Source organism: Neobacillus driksii, from assembly GCF_013409995.1.
GTDB lineage: Bacteria > Bacillota > Bacilli > Bacillales > Cytobacillaceae > Neobacillus > Neobacillus driksii.
In genome coordinates this window covers 135,642-148,367 of record NZ_JACCBX010000009.1, presented here as the reverse complement: position 1 = coordinate 148,367, position 12,726 = coordinate 135,642, and the positions used below count along the sequence as shown (strand labels likewise).

The window sequence follows — 12,726 nt, the reverse complement described above, 5'->3', positions numbered from 1 at the left end:
ATACCAAAAAAATCGACAAGTGCCTGTGCACTTGTCGATGATAATTATATCTCTGCTCCTCTCTTACAAAAACATACTTAAATTGATGGTGCCCAATACAGTCTGATCAGGATAGATAATACGTGAGGCAAGCTTCCATTCCCCATTTTCTTTTCGGATTACATCCTCCCTCGCTCCAAATAACTCTTCAGAAGTAAGAGCAGAACCTCGGTTCCGTTTAAATAGGAAGTTGCTTCGAACGAAATACTCCTCGTTCCCTCCCTCATTCATAACCCCTTTTTCAATAAAAACATTGCTGATAAAGTGACGTTGGCGCGGGCCTGAGATTTCAGCCCATGCAGAAGAGGTAGAATCTAACCGCTTTACTCTTGTAAGCAGCGATTGTTTTGTTTCTTCAAAGTAACGTGACTTATAATCTATATTTGGAGTATCATGCTTTCCTTCTGTTGTAATTCTGGCAGGCATTTGATAGACAATATCCTCTGCTAGTAAGTCCAGCCATCCCCGGTAATTCCGACTATCCAATAAATGTGCTTCCCTGTAGAGAAACTGAGTAATCTCATTTTGAACCTCATAACTGATGGTTAAGGCTTTTACAGCTTCTTGTTGTTTCATTATCGCACCTCCTCTTTGACAGGTGTCTCTGCCAGCAGAAGATCGATCCATCTTTTATGCATACTTCGCGATAATGTATCTAGGAAGCAGAGCGGGTACGCAACACCTGGGCCAGGAAAGTCTTCATTTGGCTGGACACGATCCATCCCCATCAAATAATTTAGGAAACTGTTATAACTTAGATCTTTATCCTGGGCCATGATTCCATTACTTGCTTGAGTCACTCGACTCCAAATCTCAGCGTCATCCTGTTCAAGCAGTCCAGAAGGACCAAAAGTACTTAGGAAGCTTACATACGATTTTTCTTTGTATTCTTGTGGTGCATCTTTATCAATCAAGTGCCAGCTCCAAACCTCCACTTTGTCCGGTGCTAATGGTCTCCAAACCCTAAAGTTCAAGAAGTTGTAAAAACCATTGTCGGAATCGAGGAGTGGAAAGGTAAATTGCAAAAATCCTAGATTAGGATATACTCCGCCTACAAAAAAGGTATCCTTCACCATATCATTTTGTTCTTTGTTTAAATTCTTTTGAAACATCGGCCACATCGATTCTGGCATTCCCTGGTATGGAATCGGAGATATCCCCGTATCATCTAATTGGACAAGATTAATTCCATGACCATTGTCTAAGACGACTTGATGACCATGACCTGGGAAGAAAGGATCATTCGGAGCAATTCCTAATTCCTTTGATGATTTATGGGTAAATTGAACATGGTAAGGGTCTGACTCGAAATTTTCGGCTGTTACTTTCCAGTTCGCTTCCACCACGTACCTTTGTGGTGATCCCTGTACCTCCATTCCTCCATCACTTCTGCCTAACATCATGTCTAAATACCATTTCATATTGCCAAGATAATCACTGAGCGATTCCGCTTTGTGATCTAAGTTCCCAAAAATCATTCCTTGGTAACTATCAACATTAGGAACTGGACGCAGATTCCAATCTTCTTTGTTCATCTCTTCCCCGTAAACCTTATTTCCAACAGCGATTCCAACAAGATCTCCTTCATTGTTATACGTCCAACCATGGAAGGGACATGTAAAGGATTTTTGTTTTCCTGAGTCAGCGGTACATAACAGCGTACCTCGGTGAGTACAGGAGTTGAGGAAGGCTTTAATTTCACCGGACTTGGTTTTGGTAAGGAGAATAGGGTCATTTGCAATCCAGCGAGTTACATAAGAACCTGGCTCTTTAAGCTCCGATTCATGAGCTAAAAATTGCCACGTTCGACCAAAAACCTGTTTTATTTCTAAGTCATACATATCACGATCAGCTAAGACCCACTGCGGCAAGACTCCAGCCTTTAGTTTCTCCTTCAAATTCAAGAGAGTTTCTTTTGTGATTCCACTTTGTTTCTCCATCTTTCAACCTCCTATTTTTTCTATTATTAAGCGCTTTCATTTTTTGCGAACTAGAAGTTCCAAAAACGCTTAATACTTATATGGATTACTATAAGCTCCATTTTCCTTTAAGAGAATATCATCGTCCCTTTATGTGGGACAAAAATTAATTTTAAAAAAGAAATCATCATGTCAGACATACTTAAATGACTGAAATGATGATTATAGATATTAAATATAATATTTAATTGGATTTATACTTTCAATAATCGTCATTGATCCACCTCAAATCAGTTTCTAACTATCAATGGACCTTTGATCACCTGCATGACGTCAGAAGCTGGCAGGTTATGTTCGAGTAATTGGACGATGACTTTCATGTAGCGGTGGATATGAGAGAAATATTTTTTATAGCCCGCACATAAATAATTTAAACCAGGCTCTCCATCATCAGAGAGAAGGAAGCGATGTTTCGGGCATTCACCATGACAAGCAAAGCGTACTTCACAGGTTTGACATTGCTTTGGCAAAGTTTCTCTTTTCACGTTTCCAAATTCCTTCTGCTCTGTAGAACTCATCATTTTCTTTAAGGAATCTTCGGAGATATTACCGAGTTTATATTCTGGGTACATAAAATGATCGCATGAGTAAACGTCCCCTGTGTGTTCGATGATCCCTGCATTTCCGCAGGTTTCTGAAAATAAACAGATGGGCGAAGGAAGACCCAGCCAAGCAGCAAGTGCCCATTCAAAATTCATCACATGAACTTTCCCCACATCATTGCGAACCCATTCATCAAAGACCTCAATCAGAAAGTCCCCGTATTGCTCGGAACCTACCGTCCAAGGAGAAACTGCCTTCTGTACTTCTGATTGCGTCAATAATGGCGGTGTTGCATGACGCAGCCCTAATTTCAAGGCTTTTGTATCTGGCAATCGTTCAACGATTGGAATAAATTGAAGATATTGAACTCCTAATTCTTTAAAGTATCGATAAATTTCTAGTGCCCGTGAAGCAGATTCCTTCGTCACACAGGTGAGGACATTGTAACTTACCTTGTACTTTTGCAAATGTGATAGACCACGAAGAACTTGATCTGACGTCGGTTTCCCTCCACGGTTCACCCTGTAATAATTATGAATATCCGGCGGCCCATCGATGCTCAATCCAACAAGAAAGTCATTCTCTGCTAGAAATGTACACCATTCATCATTTAGCAACGTACCATTTGTCTGTAAGGAATTTGATATTTTTTTGTCACCCGCATACTTTTTCTGGAATTCAACGGCCTTTTTATAAAAATCAAGCCCCATTAAGGTGGGTTCTCCCCCTTGCCAAACAAAAGGGATTTCTGGGGATTTTTGCGATTTTATGTAATTTCGGACAAAGTTTTCTAATGTAGCATCAGACATCTTATAGCTAGGTTGTCCTGGAAACAAGGCTTCCTTCTCTGTATAAAAACAATAATGGCAGTCCAAGTTACAAAGTGGACCACTTGGTTTTGCAATTATATGAAAATTATCCTCTCGTAGTTTTAATAGATTCATTTTTGTACCCCCATTTCTTCTTTCACATAATGGATTAGGTACAAAGACACTGCCTTTGTACCTCGTTATCCTGTTATTTACGGAATCGTAACCACAGCTGCTTCTTCAAATGAATATACGGCTTTCTCTATTATTCCTGTATAAGGGAATATCCCTTGGTTTTTATATTCCGGGCTTACTGGGTACAGCAAATCTTCCCCAATATCTAAGCCTTCAAAGGATACTTTGAAAGGCAACATTTTAATCTGTGTCTTCCCTACATTTTCGTCATTGACATAAAGGGTACCAGTACCTTCATTATTAGCTGTTTTATCAAATTGGAAACGCAGCGTCATTTTTCCATCCGTTAACTCTTTATCAGAAACAATTTTATATCGAGCAAATCCAGAATTATGTTCATAGATTAAATGATTGTCTTTAACATAGAAAGTGTATCCACTCTTATCATTTCCAAGGGCTAACAGAACCCCATGATCACCTTGTTTATATTCAAACGGTATCGAAATCTCGTATGACCGATTGATTGTGAAAGGTGCTGCCGATTCACTTAAGTGTGTCATTTCAGGATATAAAGTGAACGTTTTTCTTGCCCGCGGTGAATCTACCGGCAGATTCGCTAATGAATTTAGAAAATGTTCGGTAAGTGGCAGGACATTATTCTCCTTTGCTTCCTTCTCCCATATTTTAATTAGCTTTTCCAATCTCTTTGGTTCTTCGTCTGCAAGGTTATTCAGTTCCGAAAAATCTTCATCCACATGGTATAGTTCCCAAACATCATCTTCAAACGGCTGACCTTTTTTATGGAAGGCAATGGCTTTCCAGCCCTCATGATAGATCGTTCGATTTCCCGTAATTTCAAAATATTGCGTCTTCTTTTTAGACTTGGTATTGCCGTCTTTGAAAGTATAAGCAAAGCTTGTCCCAGTGACCGGCATTTGGTCGACTCCTTTTAGAGTTTTAGGAGACTTAATTTTAAGTACATCATAAACTGTAGCCGTAATATCACTCACATGCGTAAACTGAGATCTTACTTTTCCTTCCTCTTCATCTTCAATTCCTGCAGGCCAATGTACAATCATTGGTGTCCTAATACCACCTGCATATGTTGTACTTTTCACCATTTTAAATGGTGTATTGCTCACTTGTGCCCAGCCAGCAGGATAATCCGCATTTGTTGATTCCCCGCCGATCTCACCAACCTTTGGGTGCACTGATTCGAAATCTTCTTGCATCGCATTGTACGCAATAGCTTGATTTGTAGCACCATTGGGACCGCCAATTGAGCTGGCGCCGTTATCTGATATTAACACAATCATGGTATCGTCTAGTTCCCCGGTTTTCTCGAGAACATCCAACATTTTTCCAACTTGTTCATCCGTATGCGTTAAGAACCCAGCATATGTTTCCATGAAACGTGTATAGACTTCCTTTTGGTCCTTAGACAGGTCATCCCAAGGTTGAACGCCAGGATTTGGAGGAGCTAATTCAGCCTCCTTAGGAATAAGACCGATTTCCTTTTGTTTTTCAAAACGCTCTTTTCGTACCTCATCCCAGCCTTCATCATAAACCCCATCGTACTGGTCAATGTATTCTTGTGGTACCTGGTGTGGCATATGTTGTGCCCCAAATCCTAGATACATAAAAAATGGCTTCTCTGGTTGAGTAGAAACATGGTCAATAATATACTGATTGCCTTTTTCTACAATCGCTTTAGAATAATGAAAGTCTTCGTTGATAGGCGTTTCAATATGCGTATTGTCTTCTACAAGCTCTGGACGATATTGATCCGAGGAATCTTCTAGATTTCCAAAATAGCGATGGAATCCCTTTCCCAATGGCCAGTTATGATACGGCCCAGCAGGCGTAACTTCTGCTGTCGGCAGAATATGCCACTTCCCAAGTGCGTAGTTCGTAAAATTGTTTTCAGAGAGTACTTCCGCAACGGTTCCTGCTTCAGGGACTAGTTCACCTCTTCGATTTGGAAAACTTGGACCAAAGTCAAAGTTGGAAACATGCCCCATTCCTACCGCATGACTGTTTCTTCCAGTTAACAACGATGCCCTTGTTGGCGAACAAACTGGCGTCACATGAAAGTTATTGTACCGAAGTCCATTTTCAGCTAAACGATCAATATTCGGGGTCTTGATTTCTGAACCGAAGGCACCTAAATCTGAATAACCCGCGTCATCCAAAACAATGTAGATTACATTTGGGTTTTCCCCTTGTGCCTCTTCCTTCACAGGCTTCTTATTATTGGTTAATTTATCTGGATTTGAATCCGCCTTTACCACTCTTTCACCAGCAAAGTTCGCCGAGCAGCCAGCCATCATCGATAAAGCAGATCCAAAAACGGATGCTTTAAAGAGATTTGGAAAATTAGATTTAAAATCACTAATCATAAAATCAAACTCCCTCCCCATATATGCTTCTATCTCTTTTTATCGAATTAAACAATTAAAGAAGATTATTTTAAATAGATTGCAAATCATTTAGGTTTTTTCTGATCATTATCGTGACAAGAAAAAAGGCGTACAGTGCTTAATGACATACGCCTTTCTATCAATAGAATTTCAGTTCACATTAATCAGACGTCTGCAAGTTACCTATTTCAAATAGACTCTATCAATTTCTGAAACTCAATAAAATATTGTAACGATTGTGGATTTAGCAAAGAATCTAAGTTAACAGCTTGATTGATAGGAATTCCCATAAGTATTTTCTTAATGGGTACCTCAATTTTTTTTCCGTTTAATGTTTTAGGAAGTTCTTTTACACTAAAAATTTCATTCGGTACATGTCTAGGGGAACAGTTTTGTCGAATTGTTTTGTTAATATGCATTTTCAATTCCACTGAAAATGGGTTACCCTCTCTTAGAACGATAAATAATGGCATATATGATTGCTCATTATTAATCGGGATGTCGACAATTAAACTATCGTGAACTTCGGGAATACTTTCTAAAGCACTGTATATTTCACTTGTCCCCATCCGAATTCCACCCCGATTAATGGTTGCATCTGAACGACCATACATAATACCAGAACCTCTAGAGGTTATCTTAATAAAATCACCATGCCTCCAAATATTAGGGAATACATCAAAATAACTGTTTTTGTAACGTTCCCCCGTAACATCATTCCAAAAATAAATCGGCATGGATGGTATTGGTTTTGTAACCACAAGTTCCCCAATTTCATCCACTACTTCTTCTCCTGCATCATTAAAGGAAGTAACAGCAACTCCCAAAGATCGAGCTTGTAGTTCTCCAGAGTAAACAGGCATTAACAGGCTTCCCCCCAAAAAACCAGAACAAATATCTGTTCCTCCGGTAGTAGAATATAGCCAAATATCCTTCTTCACTTCTTGATAAACCCATTCAAACCCGCTTTCAGGCAATGGTGAACCTGTTGAGCCCATGCTTCTTAAGTGTGAGAGATTAAATTCTCTTGGTTTCAAATTTGATTTCATATTGGCAACTATAAAGCTTGCACTTGTGCCCATCATGGTCATTTTGGTAGATTCCGCAAACCTCCACAGGGTTTCATCATTCGGGTAGCTTGGATTTCCATCATATAAAAGGACCGTCGCACCGGTAAGCAAACTTCCAACAACAATGTTCCACATCATCCATCCTGTTGTCGTGTACCAAAAGAATCTATCTTCGCTTTGTAAATCCATTTGAAGTCCAAGGAATTTCAAGTGTTCAAGCAGGATTCCACCTTGACTTTGAACAATGCCCTTTGGTTTACCTGTGGTTCCAGATGAATATAATATCCAAAGCGGATGATTAAATGGAACAGCTTCAAAGGTTAATGGTATTTTACAATTTTCTGTTATAACCTGATTCCAAAGTACGGAATCCTTCAACCCTGTTAATTCAGGTTGATCTTGCAGGTTAGGTATAATGATGGTTTCTTCCAAAGTAGGTAATTCCGCTTGAATTCTTCCTACTAATTCAAGGCGGTCGTATTTCTTTCCTCCGTATTGGTAGCCATCTGATGCAAACATTACTTTCGGTTCGATTTGTTTAAACCGATCAATCACACTTTGGATGCCAAATTCCGGTGCACAGCTTGACCACACGGCTCCGATACTGGCACATGCCAAAAATGCAGTTACCGTTTCATGTATATTAGGGGAGTATGACACAACCCGGTCACCTGGCTTTACCCCTTTAGACCTTAGATAGCCTGCAATTGCAGCTGTATTCTGTTTAAGTTCTGCCCATGATAGTTCCTGTTGTGGACGGATTTCCGATTCATAAATGATCGCGGCTTTTTCTGGAGTTTCATTCCTGAATATATGTTCCGCATAGTTTATGGTTGAACCAGTAAACCATTCGACATCTGGCATTTTGCCTTCAGATAAAACTTCTTCATATTCTGTCTTGGCCATAATCTTATAATAATCCCAAATGGCAGACCAAAATCCCTTTACGTCTTTAACGGACCATTCCCATAACTGATTGTACTCTTCATACTTTAGCCCACGCGTTTCATCTAGCCATGACATAAATTTCATTATGTTTGATTTTTCTTGAATTTCACGCGAGGGTTCCCAAAGTAAATTTCCACTATCATTGGCCGTTTTCAATTCTATCCCCCCTATCAAAATCAATCCAATACTGTGGTAAGCATCATGCTCCAACCTTTGCAGAATTGTTATAGGTACTTGAAAAATTATTTAGAGGTAACTCTTTCTTTTAAAAAGTCTGTCTCACGTTTTTCTAGAAAAGCGGCTATCCCTTCTTTTCCCTCTATGCTGCTTGCTCTCTCAGCAAGCACTACAGACTCCTTACTCATTTGGGACTCCAGTGTTTCTTGCTGCGAGTGATAAAAGAGCTTTTTTGTTTCACCATATGCATTCATGGGTCCTTTCGCCAGATTCTCTGCTAACTCCAGGACAACTTCAAATAATTGCTCACCGGCAACTACATGGTTGATAATCCCCCACTCACTTGCCTCTTTGGCATCCAATGGACGATTTGTATACATTAACTCAAGTGCCCGTTTCATCCCGACAAGACGAGGTAAGAAATAGCTTCCTGAACCATCCGGTGTTAATCCTATCTTGTTATACGCCATGACAAATTTAGAATGTTCAGCAGCATACGCCATATCACAGGCACATACGAGACTCATTCCTGCACCCGCTGCAACTCCATTCACCGCTCCAATAAAAGGTTTATTCATTCTAGTAAAATAGGAAATCGCTTGATGCAGGTAGGCGGTAACACTTTTTAGGTGAGAACTAATTTGTTCCCCTTTCTCAGCAAAGCTTCTTAAATCCCCACCGACTGAAAACTTATTTCCAGCACCTGTAATCACTACTGCTCTAATTTCTTCGCTTTCTGAACAAAATATCGCAACATCCATCAGTTCCTTTGCCATTTCTAAATGAATGGCATTTCCAGCTTCCGGACGGTTTAATTTGACAATTCCCACATGATTTTGGATCGTTAACTGAACAAATTGATTTTCCACTTACAAACCTTCTTTCTTTTTTTATACTAGCGTTATACCCTTTCTAAAATCATGGCGATGCCTTGGCCACCGCCAATACATAGAGAGGCTAATCCATACTTTGCATTTCGTTTTTTCATTTCAAGGGCTAATGAATATGTAATTCTTGTACCGCTAGCACCAAGCGGATGTCCCAAAGCAATCGCTCCGCCATTGACATTTACTTTTTCCCTGTCAACGCCTAATTCTTTCAGAACTGCTAGAGATTGTGCAGAAAATGCCTCATTAAACTCAAACAAGTCAATATCACCTAAGGATAATCCCGCATTTTTCAGTGCTTTGATACTGGCTGGAACTGGTCCAATCCCCATAATTTTCGGGTCAACCCCTGCCACTCCCCAGGAAACAATTTTTGCAAGTGGTTTTAGTCCATGTTCAAGGACATACTCTTTTGATGCTAATAAAACAGCTGCTGCACCATCGTTTATACCACTTGCATTTCCAGGTGTAACACTTCCGTCCTTCTTAAAAGCTGGCTTGAGCTTAGACAAGTCTTCAAGTGTTACACCATCTCGAATATATTCATCCACCTCAATGACGAGCTCTTTGCCTTTTCTATCTTTCTTCACAATAGGGACAATCTCTTCTGCAAAACGTCCAGTATCCCTTGCTCTGATCGCCTTTGCCTGCGAATCAACCGAAAATTCATCCTGTTCTTCTCGAGAGATCTCATATTTCACGGAAAGATTTTCTGCCGTCATTCCCATACCACAGCCAACATATTGATCAATTAGTGATTCCCACAGCATATCAATGACCACAGGTGCCTTATTTGGCGAACCAAACCGGGTACCCTTTAATATTTGAGGAGCTAAACTCATATTTTCAGTTCCGCCCGCAGCTACGACTCTTGCCTCTCCTAATGCAATTGACTGTGCACCGGTTACGATCGACTGTAGTCCAGAACCGCATAAACGATTTAAGGTTAGTGCAGCAGAAGACTCTAGCATTCCGCTTTTCAAACCAATATGTCTTGCCAAGTAAGCAGAAGCCTCTCCCGTTTGGATCACATTGCCGAACACGATTTCATCAATATCGGATGCTGGAATACCACTTCTTTTAATGGCTTCCTTTGTTGCTGCGACGCCTAGTTCAATATCGCTGACATCCTTTAATGAACCGCCAAACGAACCAAAAGCCGTTCTTGCCCCATCTACGATATACGTTTCCATCTATTCTTCCCCCTTACAATTTCAGTTTGATGTACGAATGAATGACTCTAAAAATACGAATCTTACTTACTAGGTTTTATGTCTACCTGGATCCCTTTTTAATTTGGGACAGCATGAAACAGATACAAAAGAATTTACTGTAAGTCCGACGGGATTCCTCCATTTTTTTCACTCCTTCTATCCACTCTATTGGATTTTCTCAGTTCTACTTAACACAAAAATAAGTAAGAATAAGTAACAAGGACCTGATTTCTACCCTTTTTAGGATATTAGTCAGATCCCAATTTTATTGGTATTTAGAAGACAAATTTCTATTAAAATACTTATGATATTTCGTTTTAGTCAAATAAACTGTTAAATTAGGACGGTATTAGGCTCCTGACCACATAGGATTCGCCCGTATAACTCCAGATTTGTTGTAGGAACGATTACTCCGTGATTTGTCGCACCGCGGGCATCACGTATAATTTGTGATAAAAGGTTATTCTCTGCAATTAATGATCCGCCACTTTCAGATGCTAGGATATCAATCGCTTCCCAGCATAATCTAACAGCATAGCCAGAATCCATTCGAACACGCGCTCTATTATGGAAATCCATATATTCACCACTAGCAGCCCATCGATCGATATCATCTGCAGCACGGTATATATGCAGCATGGCAGAGTCAATTTTCATTGCAGCTTCTGCTACTTTTAAGTGGGTAACCGTTGCTTCAGCTTGCGAATTGTGCCATGTGTATTGAATTTTCCGATTAGGCAGTTTGTCTAAGAAGAGCTCCAACGCTGCACGTGCCATCCCAAGTGGAGGAGATAAGAGCACAAGGGCCAGGACAGGTACAAGTGCTGAGTGATAAAGTGTTTCTTCCTTTGAATAACCTGATTGATACTCCCCATTAATGGCCTTAGAAACCGAAATAACCCTCCGTTCAGGAATGAAGATATTCCGAACCTCAAGACTATTGCTTCCCGAGCCGCGCAGACCCGTAGTGTACCAATCGTCCTTAATCTCAACATCCTCCATTGGTAGGATCGCTAGACCATTGTCAATCATTTTCCCCTCTTCATCAACGATTGGAATCCCAAGAGCCGCCCAATTTGCATGTAGTGAGCCAGAACCAAATCCCCAAAAACCATACTCAATTACATAGCCGCCCTCAACACGACGAACTTCGCATTTTCTTGGTTCAAGTACCCCGCATGTACGGGCATTAGCTTCTCCAAAGACTTCCTGTTGCACATCCTTTGGAAAAAGAGCAGCCACAAGCCAATTACAAACGTTCGTCAATGTCGTCACCCAACCGGCAGAACCATTTCCACGTGCGATTTCAGAATTAACATCAATAAATGTCCGGATGTTTACTTGATGACCACCAAAGATTTTAGGAATAGTCAGTTTGAACAATCCCGCCTCTTTTAGCACTTCAATTGTCCCTTCAGGAATTCTGCGAATATCATCAATTTCTTTTGCCTGTGAACATAGTTGGGGAACAAGCTCTGTTGCACGTTTTACTAGCTCCTCGGCCTCATTCGTTTTGTCTTTTATAAGATTTTCATTTATCACTCTATTCAATTCCCTTCAGAGTTAATTTTGAAAAACATTACAACATTTTCTCTTAAATCTTGGCCAAATCCATTTCAAATTCTGTTCCCCAGGCACTTAATGCTTCCCATACTTTTGGTTTCATAGGGAGTTCCTCGTGCCATGGACGCGGTTCAAAAATACCAAGTTCTGGAATATACTGGTCCATATCTGTATATAACTCAACCACATTTTTTTCTGGGTCATGATGGTAGGTTGCAATATTATGTCCTGCAGTATGACGGGAAGGACCCCAAAGAATTGGATAACCCTGTTTTGATAATAAATCTGAGCTGGCATATTGATGGCTGGCATCTTTTAATTGGAAAGCGATATGATGTAATCGTGTCTCGTCTGATGCGATAATATTGAGGACATGGTGATCATTGTTACAAGTTAAGAAATTTGCAAAGCCTTCACCAATTTTATCGGTGAATGCAAAACCTAATGCATCTTTATAAAATTGAATGGTTTCATTAAAATTGTTCGCATAAAAGGCAACATGTCCTAATTTATGAGGAACAATCCCTGAAGAGCCAAAGCCAACCGTAGTTTGTTGCATCTTTGTAAATAATTCAATCGTATTTCCTGCCGGATCCTGTAACTCTATCAATCGTGAAATACCAGGTTTCGCATCGTCTTTTATCGTAGAATTGATTCCTTGTACATGCAGCTTCTCCTGTACTTCTTCTAAGCTTAGATTGCCATCTAATTGGTATCCATAGCGGCGGATACCTGTTTTATCAGAAGGGGTAATGACGATATTATGATGATCCAGCGCGTTGCTCAAGTACGTTATACCGTCCACTTCTTCTGAAATTCGATACCCCATCGTATTTGTATAATAATCCACCATGCTAACCGCATTTTTAGAATAAAAATCAATATACACTAATCTAAATACACTTACAGTAGACATATCCCATTCCTCCATTTGATTTAATT

9 protein-coding genes are annotated in these 12,726 nt (G+C 40.0%); all 9 read right to left on the bottom strand.

Annotated features, from left to right (window positions below):
- Positions 1–63 precede the first annotated feature (63 nt).
- Complete coding sequence (locus F4694_RS20395; RefSeq protein ID WP_179601345.1) at positions 64–615, bottom strand: aromatic-ring-hydroxylating dioxygenase subunit beta; 552 nt, start codon at positions 613–615, stop codon at positions 64–66.
- Complete coding sequence (locus tag F4694_RS20390; RefSeq protein WP_179601344.1) at positions 615–1,979, bottom strand: aromatic ring-hydroxylating oxygenase subunit alpha; 1,365 nt, start codon at positions 1,977–1,979, stop codon at positions 615–617. The genes F4694_RS20395 and F4694_RS20390 overlap by 1 nt, the downstream gene beginning before the upstream one ends.
- 269 nt (positions 1,980–2,248) lie before the next feature.
- On the bottom strand, positions 2,249–3,505 hold the full coding sequence (locus tag F4694_RS20385; RefSeq protein ID WP_179601342.1) for an anaerobic sulfatase maturase: 1,257 nt from the start codon (positions 3,503–3,505) through the stop codon (positions 2,249–2,251).
- A 77-nt stretch (positions 3,506–3,582) separates the two neighbouring features.
- A complete protein-coding gene (locus tag F4694_RS20380; RefSeq protein WP_179601340.1) occupies positions 3,583–5,904 on the bottom strand; it encodes an arylsulfatase in 2,322 nt (773 codons plus the stop codon).
- A gap of 209 nt (positions 5,905–6,113) precedes the next feature.
- The gene (locus tag F4694_RS20375; protein WP_179601338.1) at positions 6,114–8,099 is read right to left on the bottom strand and encodes an acetoacetate--CoA ligase; all 1,986 of its coding nucleotides are present in this window, start codon (positions 8,097–8,099) and stop codon (positions 6,114–6,116) included.
- Positions 8,100–8,185: 86 nt separating this feature from the next.
- Positions 8,186–8,989 carry an enoyl-CoA hydratase/isomerase family protein gene (locus F4694_RS20370; RefSeq protein ID WP_179601336.1) on the bottom strand — a complete coding sequence of 268 codons (804 nt, stop codon included), beginning with the start codon at positions 8,987–8,989 and terminating at the stop codon, positions 8,186–8,188.
- 32 nt (positions 8,990–9,021) lie between these two features.
- Positions 9,022–10,200 (bottom strand): acetyl-CoA C-acetyltransferase, encoded by a 1,179-nt coding sequence (locus tag F4694_RS20365; RefSeq protein ID WP_179601334.1) that lies wholly within the window; start codon positions 10,198–10,200, stop codon positions 9,022–9,024.
- Positions 10,201–10,554: 354 nt separating this feature from the next.
- Complete coding sequence (locus tag F4694_RS20360; protein WP_218895755.1) at positions 10,555–11,763, bottom strand: acyl-CoA dehydrogenase family protein; 1,209 nt, start codon at positions 11,761–11,763, stop codon at positions 10,555–10,557.
- Between the two features lie 52 nt (positions 11,764–11,815).
- Positions 11,816–12,700, bottom strand: a complete 885-nt coding sequence (locus tag F4694_RS20355; RefSeq protein WP_179601332.1) for a VOC family protein — start codon at positions 12,698–12,700, stop codon at positions 11,816–11,818.
- Positions 12,701–12,726: the final 26 nt, after the last annotated feature.